Source organism: Clostridium sp. KNHs205, assembly GCF_000702945.1.
GTDB lineage: Bacteria > Bacillota > Clostridia > Lachnospirales > Lachnospiraceae > Anaerocolumna.
The window spans coordinates 3,463,858-3,478,899 of sequence record NZ_JNLE01000003.1 but is presented as its reverse complement, the minus strand read 5'-3'; the positions used below and the strand labels follow the sequence as shown (position 1 = coordinate 3,478,899).

At 38.4% G+C, this 15,042-nt stretch carries 12 protein-coding genes; 5 read left to right on the top strand and 7 right to left on the bottom strand.

Features of this window, described 5'->3' with window-relative positions; genetic code table 11:
• Positions 1-114: 114 nt before the first annotated feature.
• The 3 genes from BR73_RS0114345 to BR73_RS0114335 form a co-directional block, all read right to left on the bottom strand.
• Positions 115-2,730, bottom strand: a complete 2,616-nt coding sequence (locus BR73_RS0114345; RefSeq protein ID WP_033166093.1) for an N-acetylmuramoyl-L-alanine amidase — start codon at positions 2,728-2,730, stop codon at positions 115-117.
• Positions 2,731-2,899: 169 nt separating this feature from the next.
• A complete protein-coding gene (locus tag BR73_RS0114340; RefSeq protein ID WP_033166092.1) occupies positions 2,900-4,306 on the bottom strand; it encodes a HAMP domain-containing sensor histidine kinase in 1,407 nt (468 codons plus the stop codon).
• A 12-nt stretch (positions 4,307-4,318) separates the two neighbouring features.
• The gene (locus tag BR73_RS0114335; protein ID WP_033166091.1) at positions 4,319-5,023 is read right to left on the bottom strand and encodes a response regulator transcription factor; all 705 of its coding nucleotides are present in this window, start codon (positions 5,021-5,023) and stop codon (positions 4,319-4,321) included.
• 201 nt (positions 5,024-5,224) lie between these two features.
• Here BR73_RS0114335 and BR73_RS0114330 point away from each other — a divergent pair, with 201 nt between their 5' ends.
• The 4 genes from BR73_RS0114330 (at position 5,225) to BR73_RS0114315 (ending at position 7,806) form a co-directional block, all read left to right on the top strand.
• Positions 5,225-5,980, top strand: coding sequence for an ABC transporter ATP-binding protein (locus tag BR73_RS0114330; RefSeq protein WP_033166090.1), 756 nt, complete (start codon positions 5,225-5,227; stop codon positions 5,978-5,980).
• Positions 5,977-6,699 carry an ABC transporter permease gene (locus tag BR73_RS0114325; protein WP_033166089.1) on the top strand — a complete coding sequence of 241 codons (723 nt, stop codon included), beginning with the start codon at positions 5,977-5,979 and terminating at the stop codon, positions 6,697-6,699. The genes BR73_RS0114330 and BR73_RS0114325 overlap by 4 nt, the downstream gene beginning before the upstream one ends.
• Positions 6,696-7,466 carry an ABC transporter permease gene (locus BR73_RS0114320; protein ID WP_033166088.1) on the top strand — a complete coding sequence of 257 codons (771 nt, stop codon included), beginning with the start codon at positions 6,696-6,698 and terminating at the stop codon, positions 7,464-7,466. Before BR73_RS0114325 ends, BR73_RS0114320 begins: the two co-directional genes overlap by 4 nt.
• 64 nt (positions 7,467-7,530) lie before the next feature.
• Positions 7,531-7,806: a hypothetical protein gene (locus BR73_RS0114315; protein ID WP_033166087.1), complete on the top strand. Its 276-nt coding sequence runs from the start codon at positions 7,531-7,533 to the stop codon at positions 7,804-7,806.
• 150 nt (positions 7,807-7,956) lie between these two features.
• On the opposite strand, the gene BR73_RS0114310 is transcribed toward BR73_RS0114315, so the two are convergent.
• Positions 7,957-10,242 (bottom strand): beta-L-arabinofuranosidase domain-containing protein, encoded by a 2,286-nt coding sequence (locus BR73_RS0114310; protein WP_242860678.1) that lies wholly within the window; start codon positions 10,240-10,242, stop codon positions 7,957-7,959.
• Between the two features lie 390 nt (positions 10,243-10,632).
• Here BR73_RS0114310 and BR73_RS0114305 point away from each other — a divergent pair, with 390 nt between their 5' ends.
• Complete coding sequence (locus tag BR73_RS0114305; protein WP_033166086.1) at positions 10,633-11,487, top strand: AraC family transcriptional regulator; 855 nt, start codon at positions 10,633-10,635, stop codon at positions 11,485-11,487.
• 136 nt (positions 11,488-11,623) lie between these two features.
• Here BR73_RS0114305 and BR73_RS0114300 read toward each other — a convergent pair whose 3' ends face one another.
• The 3 genes from BR73_RS0114300 to BR73_RS0114290 form a co-directional block, all read right to left on the bottom strand.
• A complete protein-coding gene (locus tag BR73_RS0114300; RefSeq protein WP_033166085.1) occupies positions 11,624-12,472 on the bottom strand; it encodes a carbohydrate ABC transporter permease in 849 nt (282 codons plus the stop codon).
• Complete coding sequence (locus tag BR73_RS0114295) at positions 12,469-13,452, bottom strand: sugar ABC transporter permease (protein WP_033166084.1); 984 nt, start codon at positions 13,450-13,452, stop codon at positions 12,469-12,471. Before BR73_RS0114295 ends, BR73_RS0114300 begins: the two co-directional genes overlap by 4 nt.
• 89 nt (positions 13,453-13,541) lie before the next feature.
• Entirely contained in the window at positions 13,542-14,960 is a 1,419-nt protein-coding gene (locus BR73_RS0114290) for an extracellular solute-binding protein (protein WP_081848666.1), read from the bottom strand.
• Positions 14,961-15,042: the final 82 nt, after the last annotated feature.

The following is a 15,042-nucleotide window of genomic DNA, read 5'->3' as shown; positions in this document are numbered from 1 at the left end:
CTATTTCTGGTACAAACCTTAAGCTGAACTGATTGTTCGAAATTGTTACTTATTTAAATGATTATACAAGCTCAACATATTCATAGCTTTCGTACATCGCCTAGAATACCTATATTACCTGTAAGTTGGATAGACTTCGAACAGCTGACAAATGGTATTATAGATAGCATATGCTGCATTTTCCTGAAAAACTTCATCTGTCAGCTGTGACAGTTCGCTCTTATTAGACATATATCCAAGCTCTATAAGAACTGCAGGAACTTTCGCTGCTCTGGTTACAACTAATTTCTTGCTGGAAATATAACGTTTATTTGTCCCTAACTGCTCTGTCAGATTATCAAGTATAAAATTGGCCAGTATTTTACTGTCCAAGCCTGAGGCCGTACGGTTGGTATTGGTACTGGTATAGTATATTTCGGTTCCTTTCGGTTCACTTTTTGTATTTGCGTTCATATGCAGACTTACGAAAATATCCGCATTTACCAGATCAGCAATTGCAGGCCTCTCATAAAGCCCCAGGGAGGAGTCATCTGTTCTGGTATAATATACTTTAACCGGTGAATCCGGGCTGTTAAAGTATTTTTCAGCAAGTTCATAAAGAATCTTAAGGTTTAAATCTTTCTCATAAACCGTCTTACCATTAATGGAGCGGGCTGCACCAGGTGCTGAACCCCCATGACCGGGATCCAGTACAACAATATTCTGATAGATATCCCTGGGGTTACCAAGTGTAACGGTAACTACTCCATTTCCCTGATCCTCCAGCCGGAACCCCTGCAAAGCAGCTGTATCGATTATGATCTGAGTCTCCCCTCCAATTTCCAAAAGACCTGCCGTGTTGATTACATCATCAGACCAACTAACGGGATACTGATTGTAATAAGAAGCCCACTCACCTGGAATCTTAATAATAATACGATTTTTCAGATACTGATCTTCTGTGGTAAGTTCACTGTAAGACACTCCATCCGGAAGATTAAAACGCAGGGAATATTCACCGCCAATACCACTACTCTCTTTGTAAAACACTACCATACAGGTATTGCCGTTTTGTTCTACACGGTATTTTGACTTGGAATTCTTAACAAAGTTAATTACTGTGTTATTCCCAAGAGCAGAGGTCGTAACAGATTTTATAGCAGATAATGAGGTCTGGATACTATTATCTCCTGTACCGTTAACAGTGGAGGAAAATTGCAAGGTTACTGTATCTCCCGTCTCGTTAACCTGAGCCTTAAGACCCTTTAATCCGGTTATCTTAAGGTATTCATTCCCCTGTGAAACTCCGGCTTCTATCCGGCTTAATATATTTCTGTAAAGCTTTACATATAAGATACAGCCATCGGCAGACTGAGATAATTCATACTTTAAGCCAGTTTCTGAAAGGCTAAAACCAATATTAACTGCCGTAGCTGCCGTAGTATCCATATTGGCTGTTACACTTTGAGCAAGTAATCCGTTTGCGTAAAAGGTCTGATAATTTGTGGAAGCATTGTTAATATGCAGATTGAGTAATCCGTTATTATTTGTCAGAGCCGCTTTACTAAAAGGCAGGTTTCCATATATAGCATAGGTCTCACTGTTTGCAGTACTGTCTGATTTTGTAATTGCTGTAATATAAGAAGCTGCACTTTTATCCTGCGATACTTCTGCTGTTTCAGTCAATGCATTTAACTTGTTATATTCCTCAGTAAGTGCTGCTGATAAATCCCAATGAAAAGCAATACTGTCGGGTACAGGTGTTTCCGGTGAACCAGTTCCCCCTGTAGTATCCGTATCAGGAATTGGAATAATCTCACTCTTTGTCAATACTGAGGTTTTAGAGGTGGCATTCCATTTATAGTCGTAGCCCAGGCTGGCTGCAACAAAGCTTCCTGGAACCATAATATAATCTGTACTATTATCCAGATTGGTTATAAGCAGCGGTGCTGTATCCATGGTTCTTTCTCTTCCGTTAACAATAGCAGTTTTCTGTCCCATGGTCAGCACCACTTCTGTACTGTCTTTTGTAAGGGTTAAAACACCGGATACTTTATCATATTGATATTCTGCACCAACTAAGGATTCTGAAAACACTTTAACCCCTTGGACCAGAGTCGTATTATTCATGATTATTCCCGGCATGTCACTAACATCAATATCTTCCCCATCAACACTCACAAGTCCTCTGGTTCCTGTGTAGTTCACTTCTTTTCCGTTGTATGAAATATGTAAAGGATTCGTTATGCATCCGGTTACGGTACTGTTACTCCAGGTATACACATAACCAAAACTGTTGGCAACAAATTCAACAGGCACCAGAAACTTTATCTTACCCGATTCCTTAAACTTAACTTTTACTGCCGCTTGGGGCATCGTCACTTTCTTACTGTTTAATAATGCTGTTTTGCTGCCAGCTGTAAGAACAAGTTTCGTCTTGCCTGATGACAGGGTCAGTACACCTTTTTTATCACTATAGGAAGCCGTCAATCCAATAGGTGACTTTACAAACACCTCAAGATAGGAGGCTATGGATGTTCCGTCTATAATAACTCCGGGGATTCCCTTCATATCAATGTTGTTTCCGTCAAAGCTGTATTTAACCTGTTTGCCTGTATATTTAAGAGTCTTTTTGGTATTGTAAAAATATACGTTTAACTGGGATGCTGCCGAAACCTCTGTAATAGGTATGAACAGCAGAATCAATGTCAATAATCCCAGTATACTCAATTTGCTGATAGTATTCTTCATCTTACTCCCCTTTATCTTAGTTATTGCTGTGGTGTCAATTACATAAAACATCACAGATTACATCATACTAAATGAGCGTTATTAGTTCCTTTCATTAATGGTTTAATTAAATTTTCATTTTACATTTCATTTCCTTACTCTGTTTTGCTTAGTCTTTCGTTTATATGAATCAGACAGCCTGGGAACTCAGTATTCGATTTAGTTCTATTTCGACAGAAAAACCACCATAGGGACTGTTTCCAATATTTACTCTGCCATGATGGGCAGCAATAATCTGTTTTACAATCAGCAATCCCAAGCCATGTCTCTGTTCAGTTGTATTGTCATCACAGACCATATAATGTGGTGCATTATTTAAGCTAATAAGTGTATTCTTATCTGCTCCTTTTCCGTCATCTTCTACTTTGATCAGACAATGTCCCTGCCTCTCTTCTACTGAGACATAGATACTGCAGCCCTCTTCATTGTGATTTATAGAGTTCTGAATCAGATTAGCAATTGCTCTTTTAAACAACGCCTTGTCACCTTCTATCATACAGATGTTTAAATCCTCTTCTGTAGTCCAAATAACAGGATACTCTGCTAATTCCAGATTCATAAAGTCCACAACCGCCTGACGGACTATTGCTACTGCATTGATATTCTCGAGATTTACCGGCTGCATATTATATTCAAGCTTTGAGGCCAGATTCAGATCCTGTATCAGATTCTTCATCCGCTCACTTTGGTGTCTTATAACAGCAGCCTTCTTCCTTGTCTCTAACGGAAGTTTTATATCCTCCTCCAACTGTCCTGCATATCCCATCACCATGGAGAGGGGTGTTCTGATATCATGGGATACTCCTGCAATCCAATTAGCACGTGCGGTATCTTTCTTTTTCAGCTGATTGTTTTTGACCTTTAGCACCTCCGAAGTACGGTTGATATTTGCTGCAACTTCAGACATTACCCCTTTTTCAGGTAAATACACTCCCTTTTCTTCAGGCAAATCTTGAATTCCTGTCAAAAGGGGATTTAAGGATTTAATCAGTTTTGTATTAGCAAAGAAATAAATCAGGAATATAATCATGATATTTCCTGCCAAAACACACAGAAATATCTGGGGCAGATGTGCAATAAAATCATAATCCCAGCTGTTGTACATATGTTTCCAATAGCTTGTTTTTGGAAAACCAACAACGGTAAGACCTTCCGTTCCTTTTCCCGTAAAGGTTGGATAATCCTTTAAATAACCTCTGGTTAAGGACGCGATATCTGAGAGGGTAAATTCCTTTGGGACCTCTTCCGGTAAGTTATCTGTGTGCCAGATTATTTTATGTGAATTGTCATCAATAAGAATTGCCCATGCTCTGTTCTTCACAAGCTTTTCCGCCATCTCAGAGGATAGGGTATAGTCACCTGATTTCCGCAGCGTAATTGCCTTAGCGGTCTGACTTGCCACCAGCCAGGGCGAATCACCTTTATTCTGCTGTATCCCAATTATTACAAGCACCAGTATATTAAATACCAGGAGCAGAAAACTGGTTAATACCAATAGTCCAAGGAAACGCCTGATAAGTTTGGGTATACTTTTCATCACCCTTTATTCTCATCTCCCCTCTGTAAGCAATTTATATCCAAGCCCCTTTATAGTTATAAGAGACTGCGGTTTCGAAGGGTTCTCTTCTATCTTTTCCCGGATTCTTCTTATATGTGCCATTAAGGAATTTTCATAACCGAAAGGATTTTCTCCCCAGGCAGCTTCACAAAGAGCATCAATGGTCACAATTCTTCCTGTATTACGGTACAGGACCTGAAGTAATTCATATTCCTTTGCTGTTAATGGAATAGATTCCTCCTTCTTTCTAACAACGGCTCTTTCAAAATCAATTTCACTGCCAGACAGCTTAATCAGTGGTTTCTCATACTTATAACTCCTGCGAAGTATTGCATTTATTCTAAATAAAAGTTCCTTGGGAAGAAAAGGTTTCACCACATAATCATCGGCGCCGAGCCCAAACCCTCTGAAACGATCCTCTTCTTCTCCTCTTGCTGTTAAGAAAAGGACCGGATAATCCCCGGATTTCTTTAATTGCTGCAGCAGTTCAAAACCATCTCCATCAGCCAGCATAACGTCAAGTACTGCCAATTCAGGCTGTACCTTGGCGGCTGTCTGCACTGCTTCCTTTACACTGTTTGCAGTGTGAATATTTTGATAGCCCTCCTCTTGTAAAATGGACACTAGCATATATATAAGTTCCTGTTCATCATCGACTAACAGGATACGTTTTTGTTTAAGGAATTCGTATTCCATCAGTTCTCCTTCAGTATTTATACTTTAATTATAAAATAATGATGTACAAATTTCAGCTTTTTTAAGCTCCCATTTAATTATACCACAGATTATGGATAATTTATCTTTAAAACAAAATTGTAAGGTAATTGTAAGGATATGAGAAGGTTGCTACAAGGTTGATGTTATAGACTTAAGATGTAATCAGAAAGGAGTCAATTTATGAATATTATTGAAACAAATAATCTTACCAAGAGTTATACCGGTTTTACAGCCGTTTCAAAGGTAAACCTTCACATCAAAAAAGGTTCCATTTATGGTTTCCTGGGTCCCAACGGTGCAGGCAAATCTACTACAATGAAAATGTTGCTGGGACTTATAAAACCCACAAGCGGGTCTTTTTCCATTGACGGCATGAACTACTCCAATGACCGTCTCAAAATCCTGAAGCAAATAGGTTCCTTTATTGAAGCTCCCGCCTTCTACGGCAATCTTACCGGTGAAGAAAATTTATATATCCTGCAAAAAATATTGGGCCTTCCAAAGAGTAGTGTAGAAGAAGCTTTGGAACTAACAGGACTTACGAAATACCGTAACAGACTTGCAAGAAAATATTCCTTAGGAATGAAGCAACGGCTTGGCCTTGCAAGTGCATTAATTGGAAGACCGCCCATTCTTATATTGGATGAACCAACCAACGGGTTAGACCCTGTAGGTATACACGAGATAAGAACCCTTATCCGCAGCCTGCCTCAGAAATTTGATTGTACTGTCTTAGTTTCTTCCCATCTGCTCTTTGAAATTGAACAAATTGCTGATGATATTGGTATACTTAATCACGGTAATGTTCTTTTTGAAGGAACCCTGGAAGAATTGAAAACAGATGCCAGGTCAAAAGGTTTTCCCACTGAGAATCTGGAAGACACCTTCCTTGCTATAATAGACGAGGATAACAGGAAAAGGAGTAACATTTTATGAGTCTCCTCATTGAATTCAAAAAACTGAAACGAACAGGCTTTATACCCGCTGTTCTTATAGGAGGAATCTTAGCTTCTGCTATTCCATTGGCAAATATGTTCTTTCGCTCCAATATATATCTGGAACGTTCAGAAGCACCCTTACAGATACTTTTATCAGCTAATTGGAATCCTGTAGCATTATTGAATCAGTTACTTATGATAGCGGCTGCCTGCATCCTGTACCAGATCGAATACGCGGACAATGGCAGGGATAAGATGGAAACTTTACCAATGGGACAGGGTTATGCTTTTATACATAAATTCATCCTGTTAGGCTTGTCCTATACAATTCTTCTGCTAATGGAAGCGGCAGCTCTTATAATCTGCACCGCAAAATGGTTTACTATAAATGAAGAATTTTATCCTGAACTGCTTAGTAACCTCGGCTTTTTAATAATTCTTGCAATGCCTTCAGCGGCTCTCATGACTGTTATTTCATCTGCCTGCAGGAATATGTGGGTTTCCTTAGGCATTGGAGTAATTCTCCTGTTTACTGCTAATGTTATACCTTCTTCCGGTTATCCGCTTTCTATATTTCCATTTTCCCTTCCTTTTCGTCAGGTCTATCTGACAAAAGCTGCGGAAATCAGCGGATACCTGTGTATCAGCCTTGCGGAAACAGTTGTTTTTATACTTTCAGGGGTTCTTTATAACAGAATAAGGAGGAGGCTGCAGTGACATTTATTGAATTAATCGGAATTGAATTACAAAAAATCAAACGCTCCAAAATATTATTGATACTCATACTGCCTGCTATTATTCTTTGGATACCGGCAATAGCCAATGCAGGTCTTAATTTTCATTATCAAAAAGAAGGAATCTCTCCGGAAAACTCTTTTCTTATACAGACTCTTCTGGGTTTTGCCTGGTTTATGTATCCGGCCGGCATGGTAATTAATACCGTTCTTTTAACTCAGACAGAAAGAGGCAACAGAGGTATTGTTAAGATGCTGTCATTGCCCATAAACAGAAGGCAGTTATGCCTTGCCAAATTTATCCTTCTGTTGATACTGGCAGCTGCACAGATTTCTATTGCGACATTATTGTATTTTCCAAGTGCTTTGCTGGCTTCACATATTCAGGATTATAACTTCCTTCTCTCCCCGCTGTTGGTATGGAAGGAGGCTGGACTACTTTTTATAGCTTCCTTACCAATGGCAGCTGTTTTCTGGTTGTTTGCTGTGTGTATACGTACTCCTGTGTTTGCAATCGGAACCGGATTGGCTTCTATTGTACCTTCTATTATTTTGATAAATAGTAAGGTATGGTTTATCTACCCTATGTGTTACCCCTTCTATGTAATAACCACTGAATACGGAAAACTGGCAAGTAACTTTGATACCTTTTCTTTGACTTTATTTCCCTGGATTCCTGTAGCTATTGCTCTGCTGGTTATAAGTACGGGTATTTCCTGTCTTTTATTTGGAAGAAGAGAGAACCAGTAGTATTTCTCAAATAAATTTATGTATTTATTCAAAATTTTATTGATTGAATCAGAAAAGAGGCGCTATGAATAAGAAAAAGATAATTACTGGATTATGTACCCTGATGCTGTTTATACCCTGGACTTTGATTGCTCTAAGGAGCAATGAATGGGCACTGAAATCACCTACAGCGGAAATCATGATAGGCAGTTATTCCGCTTTTATGGTTTTTTCCGGAATCTTTACTACTTTTAATTATATGAAAAATGAAATCCAGAATTTCATTATGAAAATTTGTCTTATAATAAATGGATTGTATGGAGTCGTTGGTGCTGCTGCTTTGCTGTTAATGATTGTCTAGTTATTATTATAAAATTTCTCTATTTTCATAATAAAAAACAGCCACTATGAAAGAGGGTACTGCTAAATGTCCAAAACTAATCATTTAGCAGTACCCTTTTCTATTTCAGGTATGAAGATTTTTCTCTAAAAAAACACCTTTTATAGCTTTCTACACCTCTCTGTGTATAGTCAGATAATCCCAGATACTAAATTCTTCGTTGTCTTTCTCTGCCTGCAGCCTTATAGTTACCTGTTTCTTACCAGCTATTAAATTCTCAGGAATCTTAAAGCTTTTACGAACCAATCGTTCTTCCTCTTCATTACCTATAACATACTTAGCTAAAAGCTCGCCATCAATAGTTATAAGGACTGTTCTTCCGGAATCCCATTTGTGAAAACCTGCGGCCAATATATTTACCGCTTCGGGATCTACCTCCATTCGGTAACTGAGCCAGCCTTTGGCTTTGATCACACGTCCGACAAATCCCAACCGCTCTCCATTGTGTGTAAATTCACTTTCAATATTATGGGAAAGTTCATACTGATCATTGCTGACAGGTACTCTGTCTACTACAGCTTGTTCAAACCTCTCCTTCTCTTTCTCAGCATTGATCTGTGCTGCCATTTCCGAAGAATTTTCACCATAAAGCTTCCAGTAGATTCCGTATCTTTCTTCATATTGCTTATAATGAGGTGTGAATATTAATTTATCATCCTCATCGGTACCTTTCAGCTTAAATACCATCTTACCATCTTCTTTTAGCAGATTTTCAGTGAGATGATCAAGCCATTCTTTAAGTTCACCCTTAATAACGATGTAGTCCTTAATCTCAAATTCTTTTAATGGAATATCAACTGCTACGCCTGTCTGCCTGATCTTCATTTCTGCTTTTCCAAGTGCAGCACTTAATACAACCGGTCCATAAGCAAAGGCATATACATTGGGGTTATCAGGCAAGGAGACTGCTCTTACTGCTATAGGAAACTCGAGGGAAATCGTATCCTCTGATTTCCAAGCTTCCTCAAGAACAATATACTTATTCTCTTGTGATGTAAAGAAAGGGGTTCCGTTTACACTGCCCCTAATTTCCCCTCTTACCCATTCAGGGATTCGTATTTTAAGGGCAAATCGGTTGTTTTCCTCCCCTGTGGATACTATCTTTATATTAACTTCATTGCTTTCCGGAAGGTTAGCACATTGGATTAGTCTGATACCTTTCTCCTCCCAGCTGATTTCAGAGTTCACAAATCGGTTAATATAAAGGCTGTTTTCCTTGTAATAATAAATTCCATCATTTAATTTCGTGAAATTCTCCATTCCCGTTCCCGTACAGCACCAGAATTTATCAAAGGGGGTTCCGTATACTTTAAAAAAGCCAGTGGCCATGGGCTGGAAGTAGGTGGTCATTCCGGTTTCCGGGTTCTGTGAGGACAGTATAGAGTTTATATGTGTTCTTTCATAGAAGTCAGCATATTTTCTTTCTCCCGTTGCCTGAAACAGCAGCTTTGACAGCTTCAGCATGTTATAGGAATTACAGGTCTCACAATTACAGTTGGTTCTCTCTTTATCAAGGATATCCGGAAGACCAAAATGTTCCCACTCGCTGTTGCCTCCGGTGATATAAGTATGATGCTCTGTTACCATATCCCAAAAGCTTTGTGCTGCTTTCAGGTAGAATTCCTCTCCTTCCCCAAGAACCATATATCGATTTAAAGCACCGATTATTTTCGGTATCGTGGTATTGGCATGTTTATTATTTAATATATCCCTGCCCTCAGCCATTGCCTCAAACAAAGGAAGCTCGTCAAAGCTATGAGCAGCAGCCAGATGTTCTGCTTTCCCTGTTACCTTATACAGTTCATACAGGGCATCATTCATACCGCCATATTCCACGGATAATACTCTCTGTTGTAATTCTTCTGACCAGGCGGAGGTTCTCTTATAGATCCAGTCGCCTAATGCAGAGGCTGTCTCAAAAGCCTCTTTGGATTCTGTTGTATTATAAACAGAGATAATTCCTGCCAGAATCTTATGCATGGTATACCAGGGTACCCAGGCAGGTTTTCGGTTTTCCACCCGGTCAAACAGTTCTTCGGAAGAAGCAAATAAAAAACCGTCCTCTGTCTGGCAGTTTTTTAACTCAGAAACCAGATAAGCCAGTTTATCCTTTATTTCCTCAGAACCTGTGTTTTCATAAGCTTGAGCAAGTGCAGTAAGATAATGTCCCAGGGTATGTCCCTGTATCTCCGTACTTTCCCAGCCAGGATATCTCTCCGCTTTTCCTTTTTTCCCTTGTCTTTCATAGAAGCCGGCAAGCAGCTTATCCGGTTCCAGTGCATTAAGGTATTCCAGCTCTTTCTTCAAAGCGTTATTACTATAGGTATCGGTTAGCTTTATCTTATCCAGTTTAAAAGCCTTAATTTCAGGTGTTCGTTTTCTGTCAGCCATGTTCATGTATCTGTCTCCTCCGTAAGAATTCAATATCTAAGTACTCTCATTATAACAACTATGAATCCTGGAGAAAATGGCAGAATACTCGATTAGGTGTCATTTCGTTATATATAGTATAGATATGTTGCAATTAACTTATTTGTATTTAATATAACCGGTCCAATATAATAGCCGTTTCTACATATATTATTTACTTTTCAGCTATATTCCTATATAATTTTACTATACATATCTTTCTGTCATTTATTATGCTTTATAAAGAAAGTTAGGTTTGGTGTAATTTCGTTAGGTTGCAGAAGGATATTGGGTTTTGAATAAAATTAAGCCTGGAATGTTGAATTTTATTCCTATGAAATGTTGTATCTAAGAGCTATATTCAGAAAAGAGGTTACTATGGAGATTTTTGAATTTGATGTCAGAGAACCTTTAGCTTATCACTATACGGGAAAGTTTAAAGCCCCATCTCCTGAGTGGAAACACAATGTCATTCCCCTAAATGAATATGAATTATTTGTTATTACAGAAGGTTGTCTCTATATCGCTGACAATAATGGGCGTTATACCGTCAAAAAAGGGGAGCATTTATTACTTACACCAACACAGAATAATATGCGTACAGGGTTTCAGCCCTCGGACTGCAGTTTTTACTGGCTTCACTTCCGGGCTCCTCATGGGATAATAAAGAGAGAAAATGATAAAGACTTTCAGCACGACCCTCAAAAAATATATATACCTCTTCAGGGTATTTTACCTGCTGCTGAGAAGGTTATTATACTGATGAAGCAGCTGCAGGATTCCATTCGCTCAAACTATGAACCGAACTTTATCAACTATACGACGACTATTATTTTATGTGAGATTTATAATCAGTTTTTCCCTAAGAAAACCGCATATATATCTGATTCCAACCGTCAGATTTATAATGATATCATTGATTATATCAGGCTTACCATCTATAGAAATATTAAAGTATCTGATATTGCAGAGCATTTTGGTTACAATGAGAAGTATCTCTCCCATCTATTCAGTACCATAGAAGGTCTGCCATTAAAGCAATATATCCTAAAGGAGAAAATGGATCAGGCGAAATATATGCTGACAGATACCAATGATACCATTAATCAGATTGCTGCCTCTTTAAGTTTTACAGATAACCATAACTTTATGAAGGCTTTCAAGAAAATAGCCGGATTTACTCCCACTGAATATAGAAATGCATATTCCAAGAGACTGCTATATGATAAATAAATAAAAGTTCACAGGAAGCTCAAAAGATTAAAGCCATAAATGTACTGCAGTGATATACACGGCTGTACAATTATGGCTTTTAGTCAATATTTTATATGGGTTCGTACTTCAACTGATGTGTTAACCGGCTATTTAGCTATCCCTTTACAGCTCCATTTGTTAATCCGCTGTAAATCTGCTTCTGGGCTAATATAAAAATAATAAGTGCAGGTATCATAGTAATCAATACACCGGCACAGATATAATTATACTGGCTGCCTAAGGGTCCCGTAAAAGTAAAAAGGGAAGTTGATACGGTAACAAGTGTTGTTTTCGTCTGCAGGTAGAGGTTAGACATATAATATTCATTATAGGTACCAACCCCTTTTAAGATCATTACCGTAATAATAGCAGGTTTTAATAAGGGCAGTAATATTTTAAAGAATACACCAAAATAGGTGGCTCCATCCATGATAGCTGATTCATCCAGCGAAAGGGGTATATTCTCAAAAAACTGAATGAAGATATAGATTCCGATAACATCCGCTCCCATTAACAGTATCATATAACCCGGCAGTGAATTAATGAGATTTAACTTATACATTATCTGATAAACTGTTACCTGGGTTGCAATTCCCGGAATCAATGTTGCAAAAAGGAACAGATTACGCAGCAGGTTGTTGCCCGGAAACGAAAACCGGTTAAGTATATAAGCCAGCATGGTTCCAAACATAATGGAACCTGCCAGTACAACGACCAGTACAAGAGCTGAATTAAAAAAAGCAACATTCATATTGGCTTTCTGCCAGGCAATCTGAAAATTATCAAAGTACCCCCAACTCTCCGGCAAAGTCATTACATTGGTGGATCTATATTCGCTGTCAGTTTTAAACGCTGTAATAACACAGACTACTATAGGAAGTATCGATATAAAAGCCATAAGGATAAGAGAGGCGTATTTTATCAGAACTCGCAGGAAATATCCAAATCTCTGAACGAAGGTCATTTTGAACCCTCCTTTTTACCCAATTTTCTTGCTGTTTTTTTAGATACATCACTGTCATTATCACCGGCAAGTGAAAATCCGACTCTCTGTAATATCGTTACAATAACAATAATTATCATTAGAAATACAGCCATAGCCGAAGCAAGACCTACCTTCTGATACCTATGGGCGATGTTGTGCATCATCAGGAAATAGGTGGAGGTACCAAAAGTTCCTCCCGTAATAACAAAAGGAGGTTCGAAGGCACTTAATGAACCAGTAATGGATAGTATCAGATTAAGCATGATTATTGTTTGAATACTGGGCATGATGATATATCGAAACTGCTGCCATCTATTTGCTCCGTCAAGTCCGGAGGCTTCATACAAATCATTATCCACGGACATGATAGCTCCAATGAATAACACCATATTCTGCCCCATATAACGCCAGATTGACGTAGCTGCCAGAGAGTAGTTATTGATTTTCGTATCTTTCAGCCAATAAGGCAGACTGTCTGTGGAGAAACCAATCCAGGACAGAACCGTATCAAGAACAAAGCCTCTGGTATAAAAGAACTTAAAAATAAATCCTACTGCAATTCCGCATACCAGATAGGGGAAAAAGATTGCACCTTTAAAAAAGCCTCCGGCCTTGGTCTTAAAGCTTAATAAGGTGGCAAAATAAAGTGCAAGAGCTAACTGTATTATGGATGCTCCCATATAATACAAACTTAGCTTAAAGGTCTGAAGTATATCCTTTCTCGTCAATACCTCCATATAATTATCTAATCCCACAAACGTTCTGCTTCCAATATATTTCATATCATATAAACTAAACCGTATCATATTAAAAAACGGCAGATAAGTAAAGGTAAACAGCAAAAGCACCGGTATGAACATAAAGCTTATTATAATAATCATTCTCTGTACTTTTCTTCTGCCCAGCCATTTTTTCAGGCTAAATGGTTCTTTTGGTGTTAGAGACCCTGCATCACTCATTGATACCCTCCTGTCAACAGAAAACTTTTGCAAAAGTACGGACTTAGCCGCCTTTTGCAAAAGCACTTTCTTTATGAAATTTTTAAGAATTATTCGTTAACTTTGATATCCAGTTCCTTCTGAGTATCTGTCCATTTTGTATTCCATTCATCAATAATATCTTTCAGAGGCGTACCGCTAAGCGCAGCTTCAACAACTGCCTGAACATGGGTATTATCAGCATTTAAACCAACCTCTGATTTTGTATTGAGATCATTAAAAAGTGTCTCTTCACCAGCAGGAGCCGGATTATCAACTACTAATTCTACATCCTTAAAGGCATCAAGCACTGCAGGATACTCAGCCCCCTTTACAATAGGAATACCACCCTCATCATAAGCAAAATTAGATTTTTCAGTTAACCATTTAACATAGAGCAAGGAAGCGATTTTATTGTCATCAGAAGATTTCGCATTGATTCCGTAGCAATAATCAGGTCCTGCAGATGCGTATTGCTTTCCATTTACTGAGATGGGGAAGGGCATATAACCGATATCTTCAGCATTATCGCCTGCCTGCTGCATCTGAACCACTGCCCAGGAGCCGAGCACCATGGTTCCGATTTCACCTCTGTTAATCATACCTTTACTGCCTTCCCAGTCTGTCGTCGTGGGATCTTCTTCAACCAGACCTCTTTTTACAGCTTCATACAGTGTGTAATATACTGCATAAGGTCCTGTCTGGTCACCTCTGTCAGTGAAAGGGTTATTTCCATGGACCAATTTATTATTCATAAAATCAGGATCGCCTGTTGCTGAACCGCCAATATATGCATCCCAGGCACCCATAGTCCAGCCGGCAGCAAAATTCGTATATAAAGGAATCGCTTTTGTTTTATCTTTGATTTTCTTAAGAGCGTCCAGGAATTCGTCAGGTGTCTTTGGAAGGTCTTTTATACCTGCATCAGAAAATACTTTTTTATTATAAACTACACCTTGGGCATTACCGGTGGAAGCAATACCATATACCTGACCATCTAAGGCAAAATTATTGATAAATTCATAATTCGCACCTATTTTATCTGTAGTACCAAAGGACTGGAAAAGATTCGGTAATTCTTTCTTATCTACTGTGGTGGGAATCATCATGATATCACCCCAGTTACCGGTGGTAAGTCTTATGGTAACATCATCTGCATAGTTAGTAACTGCTTCATATTCTATCTTTATGTTTGGATAGAGTTTTTGAAATTCAGTAATATAATCTTTGAACTTGGTATCTACGATATCGGTTCTGTGAGTTAATACTTTGATAGTAGCGGATAGATCTTTATAATCTTCTCCCAGCTTAACAGCATCAATTGTTGGTATTCCATTGCCTGTATTGTTGTTATTACCTGTTGTACTTGTAGGAGTCGGAGTAGTGTTATTGTTGTTTCCCTGGTTTTTATTACCACAGGCTGCAAGTGAAAACACCATTACGGCAACTAACATTACACAAACAAATTGTTTCAAGAAAATTTTCTTCATTACGATGTAACCTCCCTTGGTTAGGTAATTTTAAGTTATCGATAACTTATAGTAATCTAAATACAAATATTCTTATATAAAG